14 protein-coding genes and 1 tRNA gene are annotated in these 11,288 nt (G+C 71.4%); 4 read left to right on the forward strand and 11 right to left on the reverse strand.

The window, feature by feature from the left end:
- Positions 1-44: 44 nt before the first annotated feature.
- Positions 45-1,313, forward strand: coding sequence for an amidohydrolase family protein (locus tag ACFWTE_RS14835; protein WP_378779921.1), 1,269 nt, complete (start codon positions 45-47; stop codon positions 1,311-1,313).
- 168 nt (positions 1,314-1,481) lie between these two features.
- On the opposite strand, the gene ACFWTE_RS14840 is transcribed toward ACFWTE_RS14835, so the two are convergent.
- The 8 genes from ACFWTE_RS14840 to purU form a co-directional block, all read right to left on the reverse strand.
- Complete coding sequence (locus ACFWTE_RS14840) at positions 1,482-2,072, reverse strand: alkaline shock response membrane anchor protein AmaP (protein WP_378779922.1); 591 nt, start codon at positions 2,070-2,072, stop codon at positions 1,482-1,484.
- 2 nt (positions 2,073-2,074) lie between these two features.
- On the reverse strand, positions 2,075-2,680 hold the full coding sequence (locus tag ACFWTE_RS14845; protein WP_378779923.1) for a DUF6286 domain-containing protein: 606 nt from the start codon (positions 2,678-2,680) through the stop codon (positions 2,075-2,077).
- A gap of 1 nt (position 2,681) precedes the next feature.
- Positions 2,682-3,050, reverse strand: a complete 369-nt coding sequence (locus tag ACFWTE_RS14850; RefSeq protein ID WP_378779925.1) for an Asp23/Gls24 family envelope stress response protein — start codon at positions 3,048-3,050, stop codon at positions 2,682-2,684.
- Between the two features lie 63 nt (positions 3,051-3,113).
- Positions 3,114-3,287 carry a hypothetical protein gene (locus ACFWTE_RS14855; protein WP_378779926.1) on the reverse strand — a complete coding sequence of 58 codons (174 nt, stop codon included), beginning with the start codon at positions 3,285-3,287 and terminating at the stop codon, positions 3,114-3,116.
- A 37-nt stretch (positions 3,288-3,324) separates the two neighbouring features.
- Positions 3,325-3,642, reverse strand: a complete 318-nt coding sequence (locus tag ACFWTE_RS14860; RefSeq protein WP_378779937.1) for a hypothetical protein — start codon at positions 3,640-3,642, stop codon at positions 3,325-3,327.
- A gap of 2 nt (positions 3,643-3,644) precedes the next feature.
- Complete coding sequence (locus ACFWTE_RS14865) at positions 3,645-4,118, reverse strand: Asp23/Gls24 family envelope stress response protein (RefSeq protein ID WP_378779927.1); 474 nt, start codon at positions 4,116-4,118, stop codon at positions 3,645-3,647.
- 47 nt (positions 4,119-4,165) lie between these two features.
- Positions 4,166-4,387 carry a CsbD family protein gene (locus ACFWTE_RS14870; RefSeq protein WP_378779929.1) on the reverse strand — a complete coding sequence of 74 codons (222 nt, stop codon included), beginning with the start codon at positions 4,385-4,387 and terminating at the stop codon, positions 4,166-4,168.
- 305 nt (positions 4,388-4,692) lie between these two features.
- Positions 4,693-5,580 (reverse strand): formyltetrahydrofolate deformylase, encoded by an 888-nt coding sequence (gene purU, locus ACFWTE_RS14875; RefSeq protein ID WP_378779930.1) that lies wholly within the window; start codon positions 5,578-5,580, stop codon positions 4,693-4,695.
- Positions 5,581-5,750: 170 nt separating this feature from the next.
- Here purU and ACFWTE_RS14880 point away from each other — a divergent pair, with 170 nt between their 5' ends.
- Positions 5,751-6,983 (forward strand): amino acid deaminase/aldolase, encoded by a 1,233-nt coding sequence (locus tag ACFWTE_RS14880; RefSeq protein WP_378779931.1) that lies wholly within the window; start codon positions 5,751-5,753, stop codon positions 6,981-6,983.
- 129 nt (positions 6,984-7,112) lie between these two features.
- Here the strand turns inward: ACFWTE_RS14880 and ACFWTE_RS14885 are convergent, their stop codons facing one another.
- Positions 7,113-7,511, reverse strand: a complete 399-nt coding sequence (locus ACFWTE_RS14885; RefSeq protein ID WP_378779932.1) for a DUF3618 domain-containing protein — start codon at positions 7,509-7,511, stop codon at positions 7,113-7,115.
- A 19-nt stretch (positions 7,512-7,530) separates the two neighbouring features.
- Entirely contained in the window at positions 7,531-8,655 is a 1,125-nt protein-coding gene (locus ACFWTE_RS14890; RefSeq protein WP_378779933.1) for a CDP-alcohol phosphatidyltransferase family protein, read from the reverse strand.
- Between the two features lie 328 nt (positions 8,656-8,983).
- On the opposite strand from ACFWTE_RS14890, the gene bcp reads away from it, so the two are divergent.
- Both bcp and ACFWTE_RS14900 read left to right on the forward strand, forming a co-directional pair.
- Entirely contained in the window at positions 8,984-9,466 is a 483-nt protein-coding gene (gene bcp / locus ACFWTE_RS14895; RefSeq protein WP_378779934.1) for a thioredoxin-dependent thiol peroxidase, read from the forward strand.
- 85 nt (positions 9,467-9,551) lie between these two features.
- A tRNA-Leu gene (locus ACFWTE_RS14900) sits at positions 9,552-9,629 on the forward strand.
- 123 nt (positions 9,630-9,752) lie between these two features.
- On the opposite strand, the gene ACFWTE_RS14905 is transcribed toward ACFWTE_RS14900, so the two are convergent.
- Positions 9,753-10,928 (reverse strand): serine/threonine-protein kinase, encoded by a 1,176-nt coding sequence (locus tag ACFWTE_RS14905; RefSeq protein WP_378779935.1) that lies wholly within the window; start codon positions 10,926-10,928, stop codon positions 9,753-9,755.
- Positions 10,929-11,288: the final 360 nt, after the last annotated feature.

Below are 11,288 nucleotides of genomic sequence, written 5' to 3' on the forward strand. Positions count from 1 at the left end.
CACATGCGTGGTCCACACGCGGAGCCGTTCCACCGGAGGTACACATGACCCGTCAGTCCCAGCCGCCTCTCCTCTTCACCGGAGCCGGCCTCCTCGACCCGGAGGCGGGCACCAGGACTCCCGGCTCCTGGCTGCTCGTGGAGGACGGGGTCATCGCCGGCAGCGGCCGCGGTCCCGCACCCGAGACGGGTGACGCGGTCGAGGTCGTCGACCTGGGCGGGGCCACCCTCATGCCGGGGCTCATCGACGCCCACATCCACGCGACCGCCTTCAGCGCCGACCTGGGCGCGGCCATGGACCACGCGCCCTCCTACGTCGCGAGTTACGCCGGCCGCTCCCTCAACGCCATGCTCCGGCGCGGCTTCACCACCGTCCGGGACGTGGCCGGAGGCGACTGGGGGCTGGCCCTGGCCGTGGAGGAGGGGCTGGTCGACGGGCCCCGGCTGATGTTCGGCGGCAAGGCCCTGTCCCAGACGGGCGGCCACGGGGACTTCCGGGGCCCCGGCCGCCAGGGCAACGACACCCACGCCTGCTGCCCCGGTGCCGGGGTGGTCTGCGACGGCCCCGTCGAGTTCCGCCGGGCCGCCCGCGAGCAGCTGCGCACCGGTGCCCACCATCTGAAGATCATGCTGTCGGGAGGCGTCGCCTCCCCCACCGACCGTGTCGACTCCACCCAGTCGTCCGAGGACGAGATCCGCGCCGTGGTGGAGGAGGCCGAGGCCGCGAACCGCTACGTCACCGGTCACGCCTACACCGCCCGCGCCGTCAACCGCGGCCTCCGGCTGGGGGTGCGCTGCATCGAGCACGGCAACCTCATCGACCGGACCAGCGTCGAGCTGTTCCTGGAGCACGACGCCTTCCTGGTGCCCACGCTCGTGACCTATGAGGAGCTGTCCCGGCAGGGAGCCGCCAACGGCCTGCCCGCGGCCAGCCAGGAGAAGGTCGACACGGTCCTGACCCGGGGCATGGACGCGCTGCGCCTGGCGCACGAGGCCGGGGTGAACCTGGTCTTCGGCAGCGACCTGCTCGGCGGCATGCAGGACCGCCAGAGCCGGGAGTTCGCCATCCGCGGCCGGGTCCAGCCCGCCGCCGACGTCCTGCGCGCGGCCACCGTCAACGCGGCCCGTCTCCTCGACCTGGAGGGCGTCGTCGGCACCCTGCGCGACGGCGCCCGGGCCGACCTCCTGGTCGTGGACGGCGACCCCCTCGCCGACATCGGCGTGCTCGCGGATCCGGAGCGCAACGTACGCACCGTCCTGCGGGACGGGCGCGTGCGGCACGAGCGCGGGCACGTGGACGGCCCCCGGCCGTAGTGCGGTGACCGAAAGGGCTCCCGGCCCGCGCTCCCTCCGCCGTGGCCTTGTACTTGTAGCGGCTCCGGGCGCCCGAACCCGCTACAGGTACAAGATCATCGAGGTCGGAGACCCTCGCGTCACAGGTGTTTCTGGGCGACCGGTCGGCCGGATCGGCGCCGCGCCCTCTCAGGCGAGGCTGCGCCGCGGGTTCTTGGCCGGAGCGGTCATCGACATCCGCACGACGGCGGGGACCCTCTCCAGGTCGAGCGACCGGCGCAGGTTCGCCAGCGCGTCCGAGCGCACCCGCTGCCACACCCCCGTGACGTCCGCGTCGTCGTCCAGGGTGAGCGTCAGCCGCAGGTGCGGTGCGTCGGAGGACTCGGTCAGTCTCGCACGGGCGCGGCGCACACCCGGGTAGTCCGCGACCTCCTGCTCCAGGGCGCCGCGGGCCACGCTCTCGGACATCTCCACCCGGCCGGCGTGGCTCTTCTCCAGGACCAGGCGTCCCACGGTGTCGTTGAGCCCCTGGGCCATCAGCCAGCGCAGCGCGAGGAACCCGGCCACGACCGCCACCGCGACCGCCGCGTACGGCACCCACTGCTGGTCGAGGAACCCGGCCACCGGCCCGCTCAGCAGAGGGCTCTTCGCGAAGGAGGCTCCGAACACCCCTCGCCCCGCGGCGAGTGCCGCCGCTCCCGCGAGGAGCGGGACCGTGCCGACGACCGCCAACCCCCACCGGTTCCCCCGGGCCGACCTCCGGGACCTGTCTCGTGCCATGGTCACCCCTCCGCGTAACGAACGTGGGTGGCGATCCGCAGGCTGCGCAGCGGCGCCAACTGCTCCAACCGCCGCTCCACGGCCGCGGTCACCTCCGCGGGCAGCCCCGCCGACTCACGCATCCCGGTGCGCACGTGCACCCGGAGCCTGTTTCCCCGAACCGTGACGTTGACCGCGTCGACCCCGTCGACGTCGTGCGCGGCCGCGGCCACCGCCCGGCGCAGCGCGGGCCGGGTCAGACCCACCACCAGCGCGGGGTCGTCGGTGCGCAGAGCGGTCCAGTGCCCGCGTCCGGGGGTGAGGGCGGCCACGATCAGCGCGAGCCCGATCAGCGCCAGGACCGCCGAGGCGATCTGCACCGACGGGGCCGACCAGGTGGTGGCCCCGGCGTACTCCGTGGCCGCGCCCACGGGGATGAGCCGCAGCGGGCTCCCGGCGAGCGCCGAGATCACCTCCGCGGCGGCCACGACGGCGACGGTGAGGATCAGGAAGCCCGTGATCACCGCCGGCCACGAACGCCTCGGCCGGAAGGTATGGACGGCCACCCGTTTGGCCCGACGGTCGACGCCCTGGTCAGGGCGGCCGAGCACCTCTTCCACGGTGGTCATGTCAGCGCACCAGCTCCGCGATCTCGATGTCGATGTGGTGGACCTGCTTACCGGTGATCCGCTCGATCCGTTCCTTGACGTGCTCACGGACCCGTGCGGCGACCTCCCGCGTCGAGCGCGGGTAGCGGACGGTGATCCGCAGCCTCAGGAGGACCACGTCACCGCTCACCCGCGCCCGTGCCGCCCGCGACGTGGCGGCGCGGGCCCCCTCGACCTCGCGGACGGCCCGGGCGGCGGACTTCTCGACCACGTCGGCCTCGATGACGGTGCGACCGCCCGGCGTCCCGTCCCGCTCGTGCCGCCCGTGGGCCCGTCCACCTCCCGGGCGCTCCCTCTGTCTGGGGACCGTATCGGTCCGCACTCCGGCCACGGCCGTTCCTTCCCTCAAGGACGTGTGCGTCGGCGGTGCCCTCGGCGAACCGGGGGCCGTACCTCAGGCCGAGCGCCGCGAGAACATCTCGGTGAGGTCGATCTCGCCCTCCATCGCCCTGCCCGCGACGAACCCGACGAGGCCCAGAACCAGGACCAGCGCGAACGCAGCGAACCCGCCGAAGGCAGCGGCGAGACCCAGCACCGTCCCGTAGGCCAGACCCACGATGGGCCACATGGCTTCCCCCTCTTGTCCAGCACCTGATGCTTCCGGTTCAGCGACCTGTCCGGGTGCCGTGGCCGAGGCCGGCGACCACGTCCTCCACGGAGATGTGGACGGCGCGGCCGCCGGCCAGCGGGGCGAGCCCCCGGCGCAGCTCGGCGGCGATCTCCGGCAGCGGTCTCCCGAAGCGGACCACGACGCCGACCTCGACCCCGTCGCCGCGCACGGCGACGCCGCGTACGCGGCCCCCGGGTACGGGGGTGGCCAGCGTTCCGAACCCCCCGGACGAAAGCTCCACCACGTCCGGGAAGCGGACGGCCTCCTCGGCCACGCGCCGGGCCACCTCGCCCGGATCCTCACCGCCGTGCACCACTACTGGACCCTGGGCCCGGAGTCGCCGGTGTCGTCCCCGCCGTCGTCGTCGGGCAGGTGTATGTCGTCCACCTTGATGTTGATCTCGGTGACCTCCAGGCCCGTCATGCGCTCCACCGCCGTGGCGACGTTGCGCCGCACGGAGGCGGCGAGGTCCTGGATGGCGGCCCCGTACTCGACGACGAGGTCGATGTCGATGGCGGCCTGGCGTTCGCCCACCTCCACCGAGACCCCGCGCGAGGCGGAACCGGTGTCACCGCCTCCGCCCGTCACGACGTCCCGGACGGCGCCGACGGCGCGTGCCGTGCCACCGCCCATCGCGAAGACGCCGCCGATCTCACGCGCGGCCATCCCGGCGATCTTGGCGACCACCCCGTCCGCGATCTGGGTACGCCCTCCCCCGTTGCGGGAGCTGGCGCCACGGCCCTCCTCGCGGGCACCCGGCACCTTCGTTTCGGTCTTGAAGTCCGACACTGGTCCCCCCTACGCAGCGTGCAGAAACCCCGTGGTCACAGCGGTCGTCAACGCTTGAAGACGTTCTTGATCTTCTCGCCGGTCGACCCGGTCGCGCCCTCGGCCCGGTCCTTGAGCTCCTCGGACTTCTTCTTGGCCTGGTCGGCCTTGTCCTTGGCGCCGGCCTTGGCCTGGTCCGTCTTGCCCTCGGCCTGCTTGCCGCGGTCCCCCGCGGCCTTGCCGTAGGCCTCCTTGGCCTTGCCGGACGCGTCGTCGAAGTGCTTACCCATGTTTTCTGCCCCTTCCTCCGAGCGCGTTGCTCTCGGAGATTTCGGACCGAAACCCGGTATCTGCGCCATGGAATGGCCAGACGAGTTCCGAACTAAACACACCATATACACACTGTGTGTAGTCGACAAGATACCTTGAGTAATGATTCGCTGGTCAGAGAAGGTAAGGCTCTTCTCAAGAGAGCCCCACATCAGCACAGGAAACCCGCGCGGGACGCAAACGAAAGGGGCGCCCAAAGAGGCGCCCCCTGAGTCCGAAAATCGGTTCCGACGGCAGGTGGCCGCGCGGAACCGTGGCCCCGGTGTCAGTCGAAGACGACCGTCTTCTCCCCGTTGAGGAGGACACGGCGCTGGGCGTGCCAGTTGACCGCGCGCGCCAGCGCCACCGACTCCAGGTCCCGTCCGATCGCGGTGAGCTGCTCCGGGCTGTGCGTGTGCCCCACCCGGGACACCTCCTGCTCGATGATGGGCCCCTCGTCCAGGTCGGACGTGACGTAGTGGGCCGTCGCACCGATCAGCTTCACTCCCCGCGCGTGGGCCTGGTGGTAGGGGCGCGCACCCTTGAAACTCGGCAGGAAGGAGTGGTGGATGTTGATGATCCGGCCGGACATCTTCGTGCACAGCTGCTCGGAGAGCACCTGCATGTAGCGGGCCAGGACGACCAGGTCCACGTCGTAGGAGTCGACCAGTTCGAGCAGCCGCGTCTCCTGCTCCAGCTTGTTGTCCGCGGTCACCGGCAGGTGGTGGAAGTCGACACCGTAGGAGTCCGCGAGGAACTCCAGGTCCGGGTGGTTGGACACCACGGCGGCGATGTCGACGTCCAGGAGCCCGCTGCGCTGGCGGTAGAGGAGGTCGTTGAGGCAGTGGCCGAACCTCGACACCATGACGATCATGCGCGGGCGCACGTCGCGGGGGCTGAGGGTCCACTCGACGGACGTGTCGCCCGAGCCGGAGCCGAAGTCGCCCGCCAGTGCCGCGAACGCCCCGCGCAGCACGTCCTCGCCCACCACCCCGTCGGCGCCCCGCTCCGCCAGGAACTGCATCCGCAGGAAGAAGCGGCTCGTGAAGTGGTCGCCGTACTGCTGACTCTCGGTGATGTTGCAACCGTGGTCGGACAGCAGGTTGGCCACGGCCGCGACGATGCCCCTGCTGTCGGGACACGAAAGGGTCAGGACGTACTCGCGCTCACTCATGGGAAAGAACCATTCCTGGGGTCGGACCGGCTGATCAGCCGTGACGCCCCAGGATATCGACCCGTGCCACCCTGTGGGGTTGTTCCGGGGCGTCGCCCGGGACACACGGCCGACAACTCGTGTCACGCCAGGAATATGAAACACATTCATGTTCTGGCATCCTCAGACGCATGACTAGCCTGCGTGAGAAGTACGAGGCCGCGACAAGCGAACTCCAAGCCCCCTTCGCCATGGTCGACGTCGCCGCCTTCCGCGCCAACGCGGCCGACCTCACCCGCCGGGCCCACGGCAAGCCCATCAGGATCGCCAGCAAGTCCGTGCGCAGCCGTGCCCTGCTCCGCACCGCTCTCGACCTCCCCGGCTACGAGGGGGTCATGGCCTTCACCCTCCCCGAGGCGCTCTGGCTGGCCGAGGGCGACTCCGGCGGCCCCCTGAGCGACGACATCCTCGTCGCCTACCCCACCGTCGACCGGGAGGCCCTCGCCCGGCTCGCGGGGGACCCCGACGCCGCACGCACCATCACCCTCATGGTGGACGACACCGCCCACCTCGACCTGATCAGCGCCGCCGTCGCCGACGCCGCCGACTCACGCGGCCCCGGGGCCCCGCCCGTGCGCGTGTGCCTGGACATCGACACCAGCTGGCAGCCGTTCGGCTCCCGCGCCCGGATCGGCTCCTACCGCTCCCCCGTGCGCACCCCCGACCAGGCCGCCGCGCTCGCCCGCGCCGTCGTCGACCGGCCCGAACTGGAACTGGACGGGATCATGGCCTACGAGGGCCAGATCGCCGGCGTGGGGGACGCCCCTCCGGGCCGCCCCCTGTACGGCCGCGTACTGCGCGCCGTACAGCGAAGATCGGCACTGGAGCTGGCCAGACGCAGAGCCGCCATCGTGCGGGCCGTCCGCACCGTCGCCGAACTGCGCTTCGTCAACGGGGGCGGTACCGGCAGCCTCCACACCACCGGCCGGGAGAAGGCCGTGACCGAGCTCGCGGCGGGGTCCGGGCTCTACCAACCCCGCCTGTTCGACCACTACCGGTCCTTCCGGGGCCGCCCCGCCGCCCTCTTCGCCCTTCCCGTCGTGCGGCGCCCCGCACCGGGCGTGGTCACGGCCCTCGGCGGGGGCTACCCCGCGTCCGGGCCCGCCGACGCCCACCGACCGCCGACCCCCCATCTGCCCGCCGGACTCTCCTACACCGCCAACGAGGGCGCGGGCGAGGTCCAGACCCCCCTCGTGGGCCCCGCCGCGGACGGGCTCGCCGTCGGCGACCGGGTGTGGATGCGCCACGCCAAGGCGGGCGAGCTGTGCGAACGCTTCGACACCCTGCACCTGGTCGACTCCGACACCGGCGAATACGTCGGCGCGGTCCCCACGTACCGGGGCGAGGGCCGGACCTTCCTCTGACACCGGGCCCAACCGCACCACCGCCGACCGCGCAGCGGTCCGTGCGCGAAGCAGCACCCGCGCACCCGGTCAGGGAAACGGCAGAGGGGCCCGTGCGCGCACGCACGGGCCCCTCTGCTCGCCGGTCGGCTACCCGCGGCGGCGGCGGACCGCCCAGGCCACCACGCCCACGGCGATGACCGCGCCGACGCCGACCGCGAGGATCAGTGCCTCCGGGGGCAGCTGGCGGCGCGACTGGTAAGTGGTCACGACCTCGTCATCGCCCTTGATGACGATACTGCCCTCCTCGGGGTCCACGAGGCGGCTCTCCACACGCACCGCGCCTCCGCCGACCACGAGGGCGCGCGCCTCGTCGACGATCCGGGCACCGCGCTCACGGGCCTTCCCGATCTGTCTCCGGGCGATGTTGGCGGGCCGTGCCTGCTCACTCAGCTCGTCCAGGGTCTCCGCCAGCCGCCGCTGTTCGCGGGTGATCTCGGCCTGGATCTCAGCCGGGGTCTGGCGCGGTTCGGTGTCGCGTCCCGTCATGGGGCTCCGCCTCTCTCCACTAGCGCAGGGTCGTCTGAGAGCCCGGGTCCGAGTCCGAGCCGGAGTCCCGGCTCTCCTCCGCGCCGTCGGACGGACCGGAGAATCTCAGCGCGCCGTCGATTCCGTCGACCACGCGGAAGAAGTCCCGCGTGGACAACCACAGTTTATAGATGATGGCTATCTCGAAGGCGAGAAGCAAAACGCCCGTGACGGCGGCGATCCAGCCGATCAGTGTCGGAGCTCCGACGACCGCGACCGCCAGGGGCGCGACCACGAACACCGCCAGCTGGAACTCGATGCCGCCCACCAGGTGGGTCCTGATGCGACGCATGCTGAGCGCCGCCCAGAAACGCTGGTACCACGGGAAACGCGACCTGAACTCCTGGTGGAGGTCCACCTTGGGCAGTGTCAGGTCCGGCTGCTTGCCCGCCGTGCGGTGGTTGCGCGCCTCCCGCTCGGTCTGGCTGTGCAGGATCTGCTCCAGCACGCCGATGCCGTGGCGGAGCACCGCCTGCTCACCGCCGTCGCTCATCGTCCGTCCACCGCCACCGGTGGCCGAGGCCGTGTCGTCCTCCCCCGGTTCGAGCATCGACAGGGTCGCGCGGGCCCGCTCCAGGGCGGCCGCCAGGTGCGAGCGCATCTCCCTGCGCACCTTGTAGACCTGGAGGGCGTTCAGGTACCGCAGCATGTCCAGGAAGACCACGGCCAGGGCCAGCCACACGAACCACACGGGGTTCGAGTCGGGGTTGACCTCCTCGGCCACGACGTACTGACCGCCCATGAGGGCGACCGCGCACACCAGGACCCGGAACCGGTCGGACACGTAGTCCATCCACGAGCCGAACAGGGTCTCCGAACCGGTGAGCCGCGCCAGCTTGCCGTCCACGCAGTCCACGAGGAAGCACAGGACGTACAGGAGAGCGCCCAGGGCCAGGAACTGCCGGTAGCCCAGGGCGAAGCAGACCGCCGCGCCGAGCCCCAGGAAGAGGGCGGCGACGGTCAGCTGGTTGGGCGTGATCGAGGTCCGGTTGGCGATCAGGCGGACGGCCCGGACCGCGACCGGGTCCACGAGGGAGACCGTCAGCCAGGAGTCGCGCTCCTTGAGCGTGCGGTCCCGAACCTCGTCGAGTGTGAATCCAGGCATCGTCGCCAATACTCCCCAACACGAAGCGGATGTGTTCCGGCCCAAAGGCCGTGCCGACCGCCACCGGAGGGTCGCGGCGCCCGGGTGCGCGTCAGGCGTCACCTGCGGGTCGACCGAAAGCACGAGTGCGGTCAACAATAGGTGATCGAACCGCTGGTCAACCCCGGAGCGGATGAACCGAACCGGAATCGCAACCGAAGCCGGTCGACCCAGCCTGACACAGGTCACGAAGCGTCGCCCCCCGGGGCACCCCGCGCGCTCGCTACGGTAGTGAGGAGTGAGCGGGCGGGGCCCCACGGCCCCGCCGACGAGCAGATGGGAACACGACGTGAGCGACCCGATCCGCCTGGCACCCGGCGACCAGGCCCCCGACTTCACCCTCGACGACGCCGACGGCAAGCCCGTCACCCTCAGCGAGGTCCTGGCCTCCACCGGGCAGCGCGTCGTCCTGTACTTCTACCCGGCGGCGATGACCCCCGGATGCACCACACAGGCCTGCGACTTCCGCGACAACCTGCGGGGGTTCGACTCCGCGGGCCTCACCGTCCTGGGCGTCTCCCCCGACACCGCCGACAAGCTCGCCGCGTTCCGGGAGAAGGAGGGCTTGACGTTCACCCTCCTCGGCGACCCGGGCAAGGACACCCTGCGCGCCTACGGCGCCTTCGGTGAGAAGAAGAACTACGGCCGCCTCGTCCAGGGCGTCATCCGCTCCACCGTCGTCGTCGGCACCGACGGCAAGGTGGAGAAGGCCTTCTACAACGTGAAGGCCACCGGTCACGTCGACCGCCTCAAGAAGGAACTCGGCGTCTGAGCCCCGGTGCCCGGGCCCGGCCGCGTCCGACCCTCCGGGGCCTGGCGGCCGGGTCTGCCCCCGCCCCCGGTACAGTTGTCCCGACGGGGCCGTAGTCCAACTGGCAGGAGACGACAGCTTTAGGTGCTGTACAGTGCGGGTTCGAATCCCGCCGGCCCCACCAGGCGCACGTCGACGGGCGGGCGGAGTCCGCCCGTCACACGCCCCGACACGGGCTCCGAGCCGCGGGTGGGCCCCCGGGCCCGGCGGACTCCGTCCGGTCGGCGCGGGGGGACCCCGGGACTCCCTAGCGGCCGAGCAGGGCCCAGAGCACGATGGCCAGCAGGAGCACCACACCGAGGGCGACTCCGGCGAACACCGGCAGCATGCTCTTCTCCGCGTGCCGGCCCGAACTCGTCAACCCCAGCGTGTCCGTGGACTCCCTGATCGACGTCATGATCGAGTTCATCGCCTCGGGGCTGTTGCGCAGCCGTTCGTTGATGGACTCCGCCAGCACGTGCGCGCCGGCCTTGAAGTGCTCACGGGCCGACTCCCGGTCCGGCTCCTCCTCGTCGTCCTCGCCCGCGTCGCCCGGACGCGGCTCGGCCGGACGGGAGCCGGACGCGGCGGTCTCCGCGTTCGTCTCGGGCGCCCACGGGGCCAGCGCCGCGATCCTCAGCATCTTGGCGGCGTTCTCCGTCGTCAGCCGCTCGCTGGGCTCGACCCTGAGCAGTCCGGCGAGCACCGGGGCCAGCGGACCGGCGTTCGCGGCCTTGGCCGGCTCGTCCAGCTGCTCCTGGCGCAGGATCTTGATGTAGCCCTTGCGGTCGTAGGGCGGGTGGCCCTCCACCGCCGCGTACAGGGTGGCGCCCAGGGACCACAGGTCCGACTCCGGACCCACCGGTCCGGCCTTCGCACGCTCCGGCGGGATGTAGGCGGGCGAGCCGATGATGCGGCCCGAGGCGCTCAACGCCGACTCGCCGTTCCAGGCGGCCAGCCCGAAGTCGGTCAGCACCACCCGTCCGGCACCGCTGATCATCACGTTCTCTGGCTTGACGTCGCGGTGCACGATGCCCTCGGCATGCGCGACCTTGAGGGCGTCGATCAGGTGGAGCCCGATCTCCGCCACCCGCTGGTAGGGCAGCGGGCCGCCCACCTGGATGATCTCCTCCAGAGTGGAGGCCTCGACCAGCTCCATGACGATCCACGGCCGGTCGTCCTCGTCCACGACGTCGAGGACGGTGACCAGGCTGGGGTGCGTGAGGCGCCCGGCGACCCGGGCCTCACGGGTGGTGCGCTGGAGCAGGGACTCCCGCTCGGAGCGGCTCAGGTCGGCGGGGAGCCTCAGCTCCTTGACCGCGACCTCGCGGTCGATGACCAGGTCGACGGCGCGCCACACGGTGCCGACACCGCCCCTGGCGATCTCCGACACCAGTTGGTAGCGCCCCATGAGCAGGCGTCCCTCAGGACCGGAGTCGCCCATGCCGGCTACCTCCGGGCGTGCGGAAGCGCGCGAGGCCCTGGGCCGCTGCGTGTGGGGATTGTCTAGGGAGGACACGGTTATCCACGGGTCCATTCACCGGCCATGGTGGCCTCCTGCGGAGCATTGCGGTCGCTGTCACCATGCAGGTGCACGGATCACTCGTTATACCAGCAGGACGCCGAGTCCACGCTGGTAGTTGCCATAACACTGGCACATAGGTTCGCTTTCGTTATGTCCCACGAAATCCTGCGCATGCAGTGACCTGTCCAGCCATCGGAGGACTGCCGGACGCGAGCCTGAGGGCCCGCCTCCGGACGTACTGGGGGGATTGTTCATCCCGGGCTCCACTCAACGAACGGG

It is taken from the genome of Nocardiopsis sp. NPDC058631, assembly GCF_042716955.1.
Taxonomy (GTDB): domain Bacteria; phylum Actinomycetota; class Actinomycetes; order Streptosporangiales; family Streptosporangiaceae; genus Nocardiopsis.